This window comes from Variovorax defluvii (genome assembly GCF_039541515.1).
Classification (GTDB): domain Bacteria; phylum Pseudomonadota; class Gammaproteobacteria; order Burkholderiales; family Burkholderiaceae_C; genus Variovorax; species Variovorax defluvii.
Genome location: NZ_BAABGJ010000058.1, coordinates 15,558 through 27,714, shown reverse-complemented (window position 1 = coordinate 27,714; position 12,157 = coordinate 15,558). Strand labels below are relative to the sequence as shown.

General features: G+C 66.8%; 12 protein-coding genes. 11 read left to right on the top strand and 1 reads right to left on the bottom strand.

The window, feature by feature from the left end; genetic code table 11:
* Positions 1–26: 26 nt before the first annotated feature.
* On the bottom strand, positions 27–758 hold the full coding sequence (locus tag ABEA07_RS17990) for a GntR family transcriptional regulator (protein ID WP_345539557.1): 732 nt from the start codon (positions 756–758) through the stop codon (positions 27–29).
* Positions 759–1,035: 277 nt separating this feature from the next.
* Between ABEA07_RS17990 and ABEA07_RS17985 the strand changes: the two genes are divergently transcribed.
* The 11 genes from ABEA07_RS17985 to ABEA07_RS17935 all read left to right on the top strand — a co-directional run bounded on the left by ABEA07_RS17985 (position 1,036) and on the right by ABEA07_RS17935 (position 12,149).
* Positions 1,036–2,361, top strand: coding sequence for an aromatic ring-hydroxylating dioxygenase subunit alpha (locus tag ABEA07_RS17985; RefSeq protein WP_345539556.1), 1,326 nt, complete (start codon positions 1,036–1,038; stop codon positions 2,359–2,361).
* Between the two features lie 11 nt (positions 2,362–2,372).
* On the top strand, positions 2,373–3,815 hold the full coding sequence (locus tag ABEA07_RS17980) for a glutamine synthetase family protein (RefSeq protein WP_345539555.1): 1,443 nt from the start codon (positions 2,373–2,375) through the stop codon (positions 3,813–3,815).
* A 2-nt stretch (positions 3,816–3,817) separates the two neighbouring features.
* Positions 3,818–4,141, top strand: coding sequence for a 2Fe-2S iron-sulfur cluster-binding protein (locus tag ABEA07_RS17975; RefSeq protein WP_345539553.1), 324 nt, complete (start codon positions 3,818–3,820; stop codon positions 4,139–4,141).
* Positions 4,141–5,406: an NAD(P)/FAD-dependent oxidoreductase gene (locus tag ABEA07_RS17970; RefSeq protein WP_345539551.1), complete on the top strand. Its 1,266-nt coding sequence runs from the start codon at positions 4,141–4,143 to the stop codon at positions 5,404–5,406. Before ABEA07_RS17975 ends, ABEA07_RS17970 begins: the two co-directional genes overlap by 1 nt.
* A 21-nt stretch (positions 5,407–5,427) precedes the next feature.
* Positions 5,428–6,612 (top strand): ABC transporter substrate-binding protein, encoded by a 1,185-nt coding sequence (locus tag ABEA07_RS17965; RefSeq protein WP_345539550.1) that lies wholly within the window; start codon positions 5,428–5,430, stop codon positions 6,610–6,612.
* A gap of 45 nt (positions 6,613–6,657) precedes the next feature.
* Positions 6,658–7,518 (top strand): branched-chain amino acid ABC transporter permease, encoded by an 861-nt coding sequence (locus ABEA07_RS17960; protein ID WP_345539548.1) that lies wholly within the window; start codon positions 6,658–6,660, stop codon positions 7,516–7,518.
* Positions 7,515–8,480, top strand: coding sequence for a branched-chain amino acid ABC transporter permease (locus ABEA07_RS17955; RefSeq protein ID WP_345539546.1), 966 nt, complete (start codon positions 7,515–7,517; stop codon positions 8,478–8,480). The genes ABEA07_RS17960 and ABEA07_RS17955 overlap by 4 nt, the downstream gene beginning before the upstream one ends.
* Positions 8,477–9,250, top strand: coding sequence for an ABC transporter ATP-binding protein (locus ABEA07_RS17950; RefSeq protein ID WP_345539544.1), 774 nt, complete (start codon positions 8,477–8,479; stop codon positions 9,248–9,250). Before ABEA07_RS17955 ends, ABEA07_RS17950 begins: the two co-directional genes overlap by 4 nt.
* Complete coding sequence (locus tag ABEA07_RS17945; RefSeq protein WP_345539543.1) at positions 9,243–9,962, top strand: ABC transporter ATP-binding protein; 720 nt, start codon at positions 9,243–9,245, stop codon at positions 9,960–9,962. Before ABEA07_RS17950 ends, ABEA07_RS17945 begins: the two co-directional genes overlap by 8 nt.
* 101 nt (positions 9,963–10,063) lie before the next feature.
* The gene (locus ABEA07_RS17940) at positions 10,064–11,734 is read left to right on the top strand and encodes an amidohydrolase (protein WP_345539542.1); all 1,671 of its coding nucleotides are present in this window, start codon (positions 10,064–10,066) and stop codon (positions 11,732–11,734) included.
* 34 nt (positions 11,735–11,768) lie between these two features.
* Positions 11,769–12,149, top strand: a complete 381-nt coding sequence (locus ABEA07_RS17935) for a 5-carboxymethyl-2-hydroxymuconate Delta-isomerase (RefSeq protein ID WP_345539540.1) — start codon at positions 11,769–11,771, stop codon at positions 12,147–12,149.
* Positions 12,150–12,157: the final 8 nt, after the last annotated feature.

The window sequence follows — 12,157 nt, the reverse complement described above, 5'->3', positions numbered from 1 at the left end:
GGCAGACACCGACGTTCGCGCCTTCTTCAGCGCGCCCGGGCGGCGACGAGCTTCATCCCGGGCATCAATTCAGTCGCCAGCTCGGGCCGTTCCAGCGCGTAGTCCAGGTTCATGCGCGCGATTTCCACGTGCTCCTCGCCCAGGGCCTGGGCCCGGTAACCCTGGCCTTTTTCGATGGCCTGCACCATCGCGTGATGCGTGCGGTGGGCATGCTGCATCCATTGATGGCCTTCCTTCATCGAAGACTGCATGGGCAGCATGGCGCTCGGCGCCGCAAAGGGCTTGCTGTCCAGCAGGACCATCATGCGTTGCACCGTCGAATTGCCACACCCTTCCACCACCAGGCTGTGGAAGCGGTCGTTCATCTCGACATAGGCCGCGTAGTCGTCCAGTTCCATCGTCGCCTTGTTGACGACCTGGTCGCCCGCATCCAGGCAGTCGTGCAGCTCCCGCAGCAGCTGGCGAGGCGCGCCGTCTTCGGCCAGCAGGCGCAATGCCAGGCCTTCGATCACGCCCCGCACACGAATCGCGTCGGCGATCTCCTGTGCGGTGAAACGCCGCATCTGATAGCCGCCGGCGGAAGAGGGCTCGATCAGGCCTTCGTGTTCCAGGCTGGTCAAAGCCAGGCGCACCGGCGTGCGTGACGCACCCAGTCTTTCTGCCAGCGGGATCTCGGCCAAGCGTTCTCCGGGGCCGAATCCGCCTTTGAGGATCAAGTCACGCAACTGAACCAGCACGCGAGATTGTTGGGAGTCCATGGAGGCTTTGTATGCAACGAACGTCCGAGGATTTTAGAGCCGGACCTTTCTGCACACATGCGCGGCACTGTGGCCTGCTTATTGCATACATGAATTCAAGCGGGTCGCACCGATGGGGCGCCTGCACCAAAAGGGTCCCTGGTACCGAACGTCGTTTCATTCAAATTCTGCGTCAAAAATACGCGTAAACCCCTAGTTGCGAATGGGACGCGGGAGGTTACGGTATGCCATTGCATGCAATTGCACTCCACCCACCTCGTCAACCTGGATTCTCAAAATGATCAGCGCCGAGCAAAACGAATTGATCACCCGTGTCGGACGCGGCACACCCGCCGGCACGCTGCTGCGCCACTACTGGCAGCCCGTGGCCCTGGCCGAGGAACTGCGGGGCCCGCGCCCGCTCCGGCCCGTCCAGCTCATGGGCCAGCACTTCGTGCTCTTCCGTGACGAGACCGGCCGCCTCGGCCTGCTCGATCGCGACTGCCCGCACCGCGGAGCCGACCTGGCCTACGGCCGGCTGGAAGGCGGCGGCCTTCGCTGCGCCTTCCACGGCTGGCTGTTCGACGCCTCCGGCCAATGCCTGGAAACGCCGGCAGAGCCCGCGGGCAGCAAGCTGTGCACACGCATCCGGCAGGGCGCCTACCCGGTGGTGGAGAAAAGCGGGATCGTGTTCGCATACATCGGGGAAGGCGAGCCGCCGGCATTTCCGGCGTTCGACTGCTTCGTCGCGCCCGACAGTCACACCTTCGCCTTCAAGGGCCTGTGGGAATGCAACTGGCTGCAGGCCCTGGAAGTGGGCATGGACCCTGCCCACGCCTCCTTCCTGCACCGCTTCTACGAAGACGAGGACACCTCCGAGAGCTACGGGAAGCAGTTCCGTGGTGCTTCCGCCGATTCCGACATGGCCATCACGCAGGTGCTGCGCGAGTACGACCGGCCGGAGATCCGTGCCGAAGCCGCGCCCTACGGCATGCGCCTGACCACCTTGCGCACGCTCTCGCCCGAACAGACCCACGTGCGCGTCACCAACGTGGTGTTCCCGCAAGCCTTCGTGATCCCGATGAGCACAGAGATGACCATCTCCCAGTGGCATGTGCCGATCGATGACCACAGCTGCTACTGGTATGCCATCTTCACCAGCTTCACCGGCCCGGTCGACAAGGCCCAGATGCGCGAGCAGCGCCTCAAGACCATCGAGCTGCCCGACTACACCTCGCGCAAGAACAAGCGCAACCAGTACGGCTACAACGTCGAGGAGCAGCTGAACAGGACCTACACGGGGATGGGCGAAGACATCAACGTGCACGACCAGTGGGCCTGCGAGTCCATGGGCAGCATCCAGGACCGCACGCGCGAGCATCTGGGCACCACCGACAAGGGCATCATGATGTACCGCCGCCAGCTGGTGAAGGCCATCGAGGCCGCCCAGGCCGGCCAGCCCGTGCCCATGCGGCCGACCGCCGAAGAAGCCGGTGCGCTGACGGGGCCGCCCTCCGTCGATGGCGTCGCCGCCGCCGACAAGGCCGACAGCTACTGCGCGGATGCCGACCTGGTGCGCCGCCAGGGATCCGACTGGGCCGGCGCGCGCCTGACGGCGGCCTGAAGGAGCGCACGGTGAGCACTTTCGCCGAACGCTTCGGTCTCTGGAGCGCAGAACAGAAGGCACAGGCCGCCGAGATCGCGGGCCGCATCGATGCGGGCGAGATCGACGTGCTGCGCTTCGCCTGGCCCGATCAGCATGGCGTGCTGCGCGGCAAGACGCTGGTGGCCGAGGCCGCGCGCGGCGCGTTGTCACGCGGCGTCAATCTCACGACCACGCTGCTGGCCAAGGACACCTCGCACCGCTCCGTGTTTCCGGTGTTCTCGGCGGGTGGTGGCTTTGCGCTGGAAGGGCTGCAGGGCGGGGCCGACTTCGTGGTCCTGCCGGACCCGTCCACCTTCCGCACGTTGCCCTGGGCGCCACGCACCGGCTGGGTGCTGTGCGATGCCTACATGAAGGACGGCCGGCCTTGCCCCTTCGCCACCCGCCCCATTCTGCAGCGCGCGTTGGCTCGACTCGGCGCGCGAGGGCTGGAGTTCGTGGCCGGCCTGGAAGTGGAATTCCACGTTTTCAGGCTGGACCAGGAAGCCCTGGCCCTCGGCGATGCGGGTCAGCCCGGCACGCCGCCCGCCGTCTCGCTGCTCACGCAGGGTCACCAGTACCTGACCGAGCTGCGCTACGACCGCGTGGACGGGCTGATGGAACTGCTTCGGCACGATCTGCTCGCGCTGGGCCTGCCGCTGCATTCGCTTGAAATCGAGTTCGGTCCCAGCCAGTTCGAACTGGTCTTCGGCCCGACCGCGGGCCTGGTTCCGGCCGACACCATGGTGCTGCTGCGCAGCGCGATCAAGCAGATCTGCCAGCGAAACGGCCTGCATGCCACCTTCATGTGCCGTCCTCGCATTCCCAGCGTGATGTCCAGCGGATGGCATCTGCATCAGTCGCTGCGCCATGCCGAAGGTGGCGACAACGCCTTCATGCCCGAGGCTGGCAGCGCAGCGCCGCTGAGTCCGCTCGGCATGCATTACCTGGCCGGCCTGAAGGCCCATGCCTGCGGTGCCGCCGCGCTGGCCAGCCCGACCATCAACGGCTACCGGCGCTACCGGCCGTTCTCGCTCGCCCCGGACCGGGCGATCTGGGCGCAGGACAACCGCGGCGCCATGTTGCGCGTGCTGGGTGCGCCGGGCGACAGTGCCTCGCGCATCGAGAACCGCATCGGCGAGCCCACGGCCAATCCTTACCTCTACCTGGCATCCCAGATCTTCTCCGGGCTGCACGGCATCACCGGGGCGATGGACCCGGGCGCCTCGGCGGACGTCCCCTACGAGACGCCGGCCGAACACCTGCCGCGCTCGCTCGAGGCGGCGCTCGCGACGCTCCAGGCCGACGCCGTGCTGGTCGACGGCCTGGGACGCGATTTCGTCGACTACTACTGCCACATCAAGCAAGCCGAGATCGCCCGCTTCCAGCTCGAGGTGACCGAATGGGAACACCGCGAGTACTTCGACATGTTCTGACCATGCCCACGATCCACTACATCCTCAAGGACAGCACGACCCGCAGTGTCGAGGCCAAGGCCGGCGACAGCGTGATGGAGACGGCCATCCGTCACAACATCCGCGGGATCGACGCCGAGTGCGGGGGCAGCTGCTCCTGCGCGACCTGCCACGTCTACGTGGCCGACGAGTTCCTGGCCAAGCTCAGCCCCGCCGACGACATGGAGGACGAACTGCTCGACGGAACGGCCAGCGAGCGCGCAGCCAACAGCAGGCTCAGCTGCCAGATCATCGTCACGCCCGAGCTGGACGGCCTGACGGTTCGCGTGCCGGAGACGCAGGTCTGATGGCGGACGCGCTCGTCATCGTCGGCGCCTCCTACGCGGGCGTGCAACTCGCGGCTTCGGCGCGCGACATGGGTTTTGCCGCCCCCATCGTGCTGCTGGGCGACGAGCTGCATGCGCCCTATCAGCGCCCGCCGCTGTCCAAGGGGCTGCTGAGCGGCAAGACGTCTGCGGACCAGCTCGCGCTGCGCGGCCCGGACTTCTATGCCGAACAGCAGATCGAATTGCGCCTGGGCGTGCGCGCCACGGCCATCGATCCGGCGGCCCGGCGCGTCCAGCTCGACGATGGCAGCCACCTGGACTACGGCTGGCTGGCCCTGGCCACGGGCGCGCGTTGCCGGCCACTGCCCCTTCCCGGCGCACAACTGAAGGGCGTGCACGAACTGCGTACCTTGGACGATGCGCTCGCCGTGCATGCGGCCCTCGATGCCTGCGGCCCCGGCAAACGAGCGTGCGTCATCGGTGGCGGCTTCATCGGCCTGGAAGTGGCCGCCGCGCTGACGGCGTCCGGCACGCAGGTCACCGTCATCGAGGGCCAGCCCCGCCTCCTGGCGCGCAGCTTCCCGCCGATGATGTCCGCGTATGTGGCCGCCGCACACAGAAAGCGCGGCGTGACGCTGGAACTGGGATGCGGCGTGCAGGCGCTGCAGGGCGACGACGGCGGCCAGGTCCGGTCCGTGCGGCTGGCCAACGGGCAGGTGCTGCCCTGCGACAGGGTGGTCCTGGGCATCGGCGTCGTGCCCAACGTGGAGCTCGCCCAAGCCGCAGGCATCGAGTGCGCGGACGGCATCCTGGTCGATGGGCTGGGCCGCACGAGTGCGCCGCATGTGCTGGCCATGGGGGATGTGGCCAACATGGTGCTGCCGGCCGTGCCCGGCGGGCCGGAGCGCATGCGGCTCGAATCGATCCAGGCGGCCAACGATGGCGCGCGCGCCGCGGCCTCGCTCATCGCCGGCCAGCCGCAGCCGCTGTCCGCCGTGCCTTGGTTCTGGAGCGAACAGCATGACCTCAAGTTCCAGATGGCTGGCATCCCTGCGCCCGGGGACCAGGTCGTCACGCGCGGCGATATGGGAAGCGACCGCTTCACGCAGTTCTATGTCCGAGGCGGCGCGGTGGCGGCGGCGCACTCCGTCAACCGGCCGGCCGAGCACATGCTGGCACGAAAGCTGATCGCGAATCGCGCGGTGATCCCCGCCGAAGTCCTGGCCGACCCCGAAGCAGATCTCAAACCGTTTTCAACCATCCCAAACTTTCGGCCCGCAGGCTGAAGCTCACCCACGGAGTTCACGATGAAGATAAACAAGCGCACCCTCATGCTGGCCACCGCCGCCGCACTGGCCTGCATCGCCGGTGCCGCGCAGGCGCAGGACGCGCTCAAGATCGGCCTGATCGGCACCTACTCCGGCCCCTATGCCGACTACGGCCGGCAGTTCGACGCGGGCGTGGCGCTGTACCTGAAGGAGCATGGCGGCAAGATTGCCGGCCGCACCGTCGAGATCGTCAAGAAGGACACGGCCGGGCCCAATCCCGACGCCTCGAAGCGCATCGCGCAGGAACTGATCGTGCGCGACAAGGTGCAGATCCTCACGGGCCTGGACTTCAGCCCGAACGCCTATGCCGTGGGCGCGGTGGCCACCCAGGCCAAAATTCCCACGGTGGTGATGAATGCCTCGTCCTCGGCCATCACCACCAGCTCGCCCTACGTGGCGCGGCTGTCCTTCACGGTGCAGCAGGTGTCGGACCCGATGGCGCGCTGGATGCTCAAGAACGGCACCAAGGAAGCCTATGTGGTCGTGGCCGACTACGCGCCGGGCACCGACTCCCTGACGGCCTTCAAGAAGGCCTTCGAGCAGGGCGGCGGAAAGGTCGTGGGTGAGCTGCGCACGCCCATGAACAACCCCGACTTCTCGGCCTACGTCCAGCGCATCAAGGACGCCAAGCCCCCGGCCGTGTTCTTCTTCTTCCCCTCGGGCGTGATGCCGCCGGCCTTCCTCAAGGTCTGGAAGGAGCGCGGCATGGAAGAAGCCGGCATCAAGCTCTACGCCACCGGCGAAGCCACCGACGACAGCTACCTGGACGCCACCGGCGACGTGGCGCTGGGCCTCGTCACCAGCCACCACTATTCCTATGCCCACCCGTCGGCGAAGAACCAGGGCTTCGTGAAGGCCTTCGAAGCCCAGTTCGGCACCGGCATGCGGCCCAGCTACTTTGCGGTGACGGCCTACGACGCCATGGAAGCCATTGCCCTGGCCCTCAAGAAGACCGGTGGCGACGTCAGCGGCGACAAGGTGATGGAGGCCCTCAAGGGCCTGCGTTTCGAAAGCCCGCGCGGCCCGGTCGAGATCGACTCCGCCACGCGCGACATCGTGCAAACCGTCTACATCCGCAAGGTGGAAAAAGTGGGCGGCAAGCTCGTCAACGTCGAGTTCGACAAGTTCGACCGGGTCAAGGATCCGGCCAAGGAAGCCCAGTAAGAAGGCGCCAGGATGCTCCCGCGTCCGCGCAGCATTGGAGACTCCATGGGAGTTGTTCTATTCGACGGGGTCGCCTACGGCATGCTCCTGTTCCTCATGGCGGTGGGCCTGTCCATCACCATGGGCTTGATGAATTTCGTGAACCTCGCGCACGGCAGCTTCGCGGTGCTGGGCGGGTACGCCGCCGCGGTGCTGATGAATCAAGCCGGTCTGCCGTTCTGGGCGGCGCTGGCGGCGGCCTTCGCGATCGCGGCCCTGATTGGCGCCTTGCTCGAGTTCGTGTTCATTCGCCGGCTCTACCGCGCCCATCCGCTGGACCAGGTGTTGCTTTCCATCGGCGTCGTGTTCGTGTCCATTGCGGCGCTGACCTACTTCTTCGGTCCGTCCATGCTTCCGTTCCATCTGCCGCCTGAACTTCAGGGACAGTTCTCGGTGGGCGATGTCCAGCTGAGCCGGTACCGCGGCTTCCTGATCGTGGCCGGCGTCCTGGTGCTGGCGCTCCTGCTGCTGGCCTTGGGACGCACGCGCTACGGCGCCATGGTGCGCGCCGCGGTGGACAACCAGCGCGTGGCCGGTGGCACCGGCATCCACGTGCAGCGTCTGTTCTTCCTGACCTTCTCGCTGGGCTGCGGCCTGGCGGGCCTGGGCGGCGCACTGAGCCTGGGGATGCTCGGGCTGGAGCCCTCGTTCCCGCTCAAGTACATGGTCTATTTCCTCATCGTCGTTTGCGTCGGCGGGGCCGGCACCGTCACCGGGCCCTTCGCCGCGGCCTTGCTGGTGGGCATCGTCGATGTGGCCGGCAAGTACTACCTTCCCGAGACCGGCGCCTTTCTGATCTACGTGTTCATGATCGCCATGCTGCTGCTGCGGCCCAACGGCATCGTCCCGAAGAAGGGCATCGCATGAAAGCCATCGTTCTGTCGCCGGCGCAGTTGCGCCTGGCCGAGATCGCCTTCTGGCTGGCGATCGCATCGAGCTTCTTCCTGGCACCCGATCACCTCACGCTGCTGTCGCAGATCCTGATCTTCGGCCTCTTCGCCGTGGCACTGGACATGGCACTGGGCTATGCCGGCATCCTCACCCTCGGCCATGCAGCCTTCTTCGGCGCGGGTGCGTACACGGCGGGCCTGCTGGCCAGGCACGGCTGGGGCGAACCCTTCAGCGGCCTGCTGGCCGCGCTGGTGGTGGCCGGCCTGCTGGGCTATGTGCTGAGCTATCTGATCGTGCGCGGCGCCGACCTCACGCGGCTGATGATCACCATCGGCGTGTGCGTGCTGTCGTACGAACTGGCCAACCGCCTGTCCGGCATCACGGGCGGCACCGACGGCCTGCAGGGCATGTCGGTTTCGCCGGTGTTCGGCGTGTTCGAGTTCGACCTCTTCGGCAGGACGGCGTTCTGCTATGCGCTGGGCGTGGTGCTGCTGATGTTCCTGCTCGTGCGGCTGGCGCTGCGTTCGCCCTTCGGGCTGGCGCTGCGCGGCATTCACGACAACCGCAAGCGCATGATGGCGATCGGCACGCCGGTGGCATCGCGGCTGCGCATGGCCTACGCTTTCTCGGCCGCGGTGGCGGGCGTGGCCGGCGCGTTGATGGCGCAGACCACGCAGTTCGTGGGCATCGAATCCATCGGCTTCAACCGATCCGCCGAGATCCTGATCATCCTGGTGCTGGGCGGCACGGGGCGGCTGTACGGCGGCCTCGTCGGCGCCATCGTCTACATGGTGGTGCACGACGGGTTCGCCGACATGAACCCGCAGTACTGGATGTTCTGGCTGGGCATCTTCCTGATCACCGCCGTCATGCTGGGCCGCGGCGGCATCATGGGCGCGCTGTCGCGCCGCATCCGGATCAAGGAGCAGGCACGATGACCGCCTTGCAGACACAGGGCCTGGGCATTCGCTTCGGCAACTTCCAGGCCGTGGCCGATGTCGATCTTGCACTGGAGCCCGGCGCACGTCAGGCCCTCATAGGACCCAACGGCGCCGGCAAGACCACGCTGATCAACCTCCTCACGGGCATCTACCAGCCCAGCGCGGGCAGCATACGCATGGATGGCCGGGACATCACGGCCTGGCCGGCCGACAGGCGGGCGCGCAGTGGCCTGGCCCGAACCTTCCAGATCAACACGCTGTTCCCCGGCCTCACGCCGCTGCTGTCGGTGGTGCTGGCCATCCATGAGCGCGAAGGGCAGGGCGCGACCTGGTGGCGGCCCTACAGCCGGAGCACGGCCGCCTTCGACGAGGCCCATGCGCTGCTCGGGCGTCTGCGGCTGGATGCGCTGGCCAACGTGCCGGTGGCCGAGCTGGCCTACGGCAAGCAGCGCCTGCTGGAGATCGCGCTGGCCCTGGCCGCGCGGCCGCGGATCCTGCTGCTGGACGAGCCGGCAGCCGGCGTGCCCGAGGACGAAAGCGGCGAGCTGTTCGACGTGATCGCCGAACTGCCCGAGGACATCAGCGTCCTCTTCATCGAGCACGACATGAAGCTGGTGTTCCGCTTCGCGCGGCGCATCTCGGTGCTGGTGGCCGGCCGCATCCTGGTCGAAGGCAGCCCGGCCGAGATCGGGCACGACCCGCGCGTGCGCGAGGTGTACCTGGGCAAGACGCACATCCACCTGCGAAGGGAAGCGGCCCATGTCTGAACTGCTGGCCTTCGACGCCGTCACGGCCGGCTACGGCAATGCCGTGGTGCTGGACCGTCTCGGCTTTTCGATCCGCGAGGGCGAAAGCCTGGCCATTCTGGGCCGCAACGGTGTGGGCAAGACCACCACGATCGAAACCCTGATGGGCAACACACGCGTCAGCGGCGGGCGCATCCGCTGGCGTGGGCGGAACATCACGCATGTGCCGGCCCACCATCGCGCGCGTGCCGGATTGGGCTGGGTGCCGCAGGAGCGCGAAGTCTTCCCGTCGCTCACGGTGGAGGAGAACCTGACCGTGGTGGCGCGGCCCGGCGCGTGGAAGCTGGACCGCGTTTATGGACTCTTCCCGCGCCTGCGCGAGCGCCGCGGCAACTACGGCAACCAGCTCTCGGGCGGCGAGCAGCAGATGCTGGCCATCGGCCGTGCGCTCATGACCAATCCGCAGCTGCTGCTCCTGGACGAGCCGATGGAGGGCCTGGCGCCCATCGTCGTCGAGGAGCTGGCCGCGGCCATCCGCCGTCTGTGCGAACAGGAGGGGCTGGCTTCCATCGTGGTGGAGCAACACCCCGTGCTGGCGCTGGAGATGACGCACCAGGCCATCGTGCTGGAGCGCGGCACCCTGGTCTACGCGGGGCCCAGCCAGACATTGGCCGCGGACGCGGAAACGCTCGATCGGCTGCTCGGCGTCGGCATGCGCACCGAAGAAGCATGAGACATCCTGCGTCAACTTTTCATGACCCCTCCACCCTCGTTCATCCAATGAAAAAATCAACGAACCCGCCCCGTGCCCGACTGTCCCGCGCAGCCGGCCTCGTGCTTGCCGCGAGCACTTTCATGTTCGCCGGGTGTGCCCACGACGTGGCGTCCAACCCCGATGTGGTCTACCTGAACGGAAAGATCATCACCGCCGACAAGGACTTCTCCATCGCGCAAGCCGTGGCCATCAGGAACGGACAGTTCGTGGCCGTCGGCACGAACGACGCCGTCCGGCGCCTGGCGGCGGCGCAGACCCCGGTCGTGGACCTGCAAGGGCGCACCGTCGTGCCTGGCCTTCTGGATTCGCACACGCACATGGATGGCGCGGGCACCGTTGAAACCACGGCGCAGGTCATCAAGGCGAACACCGTTGCGCAAGCCCAGTCGATCATCGCGGAATTCATCCGGGCCAAGAAGATTCCCGCGGGCCAGTGGGTCCAGACCAGCCGCTGGCACCCGCCTTCGCAACTGAAGGAGCAACGCTACCTCACCCGGCAGGAGCTCGATGCGGTGGCGCCCGACCATCCTGTCTACGTGCAGACCGTGGGTCATTTCGCCATGGCCAACAGCAAGGCTCTCGCTGCCGCCGGGATCACGAAGCAGACCCCGGACCCGGTCGGCGGACGCATCCACCGCGATGCCGACGGCGAACCGACCGGTGTGCTCGAATCGGCGGCCACGGCCTTGGTGGAGAAGATCATCCCGCCGCCTTCGTTCGAGCAGCGCGTCACCCAGAACATCGCGGCGCAACGTGTGTACAACCGCTCGGGCATCACCAGCACGGTGGTCGCAGGCCTGGACGAAGAGCAGATCCGGGCCTACTTCACCGTCGCCGAGCGCGGGCAGTCCACCGTGCGTGCAGGCATGTTCTGGCGCTTCCAGGCCGCCGACTCGAAGGAGTTCGAATCCAGGCTCAAGGCGGCGAAGTTCAAGGACAACCAAGGCAACGACTGGGCACGCCTGGCCGGGATCAAGCTCATCTCGGACGGTGGCATGACGCTGAAGTCGGCCTATATCCGCAGCAACTACGCGAACGAGCCCAACAATCACGGGATGGTGGCCGTGGATCCCGACACCTACGTGCGGAACGTCCGATTGGCCAACCAATACGGCTGGCGTGTCCACACCCACGCGGTGGGCGACGCCGCGGTGGACTTGACGCTGAAGGCCTACGCGGCCGCAGACGCGGACCGATCCCTGCGCGGCCGCCGCTTCAGCGTGGTCCACGGCAGTCTGATCGCGCCCGATCAGATCGAGAAGGCCAAGTCGCTGAGCGTGCGCGTGGATGCGCAGAACGCGTTCATGTGGGACAAGGCCGGAACGGTCGAGCGGTACATGGGGCGCCTGCTGGCCCATCGCGCGGTGCCCACGCGTCGGCTGGTGGATGTGCTCGGCATCGAAGGCACCGCTGCCGGCACCGACAACGAGGTCAACCTGCTGAACCCGTTCGTGGGCATGTACCTGATGGTGACGCGCAAGGACCCCCGCGGGGTCGTGTACGGCGCCGATCAGAAGGTGTCCCGCGAAGAAGCACTTCGCCTCTACACCCATGCCGGTGCCTACCTGACCTTCGAGGAGAAGCGGAAGGGGTCGATCGAGGTCGGCAAGCTGGCGGACATGGTCGTCCTGAGCGACGACTATCTCTCCGTGGCGGAAGAAAAGATCAAGGACATCACCGTGCTGGAGACGATCGTCGGCGGGAACTCGGTCTATCGGGCAGTGCAATAGATCAATAAAGCCTTGAACGGAACGCCCTTCGAAGATGCCTCACTTCATCATCGAGTACACGCCCAATCTGCGGGACCTGCCGCTGGATGCCATGCTGAGCGCGGTGGCGCATCGATTGGCCGGGAGCCCGCATGTCCAGGACGAGGCAGATCTGAAAGGGCGCGCCGTCCGTGCCGACGCATTCCGGGTGGGCCTCTCGGATCAGCGCGGATTCATTCATGTCACCGTCAGAATACTGGCGGGCCGTTCGAGCGCCGCGAAGCAGGACTTCAGCCAGCGTGTCGTCGAGGGCATGCTCGAGCACATGCCCGCCTTCGACGCGAGCCTGACGGTGCATCTGAGCGTCGAGGTCGTCGACATGGATCGTGAGAGCTATCGCAAGGTCAGACTGTCTCCCGCGGCGAAGGACCGCTGAGCAAGGTC